Here is a 278-nt window from a genome sequence, read left to right as displayed (position 1 = left end):
CTTAGATTCGCGTCGCCGCCACCGCCGCCAAGCGCCACGCCGGCCGCGCCGAACGCGCCAACGGCAACGGCCCCGGTGCTGCCGCCATTGCCGCCGCCGCCGCCGACCGACTGCGCCAGTATGCCATTCGAGAGCGCGCCCTTGGTTGTGATGTTGGCGTTGTTGATAACCTCGACGACGCCACCCGCGCCGCCACCGCCGCCCGCGCCGCCGATGCCGACGGCGGCGAACAGCCCGCCGGCCACGGCAAAGCCGCCGTCGCCGCCGGACCCACCGAC

General features: G+C 74.8%; 1 protein-coding gene. It reads right to left on the bottom strand.

What is annotated here, in order from left to right; translation table 11 throughout:
- A partial coding sequence (locus tag EN852_RS40610; protein ID WP_189546703.1) for a hypothetical protein occupies positions 1 to 278 on the bottom strand: 278 nt, incomplete at both ends.

The organism is Mesorhizobium sp. M2E.F.Ca.ET.209.01.1.1 (assembly GCF_004010375.2).
In the GTDB taxonomy this organism is placed as follows: Bacteria; Pseudomonadota; Alphaproteobacteria; order Rhizobiales; family Rhizobiaceae; genus Mesorhizobium.
The sequence above is the reverse complement of the archived record's forward strand: the minus strand, read 5'-3'. Positions and strand labels throughout refer to the sequence as shown.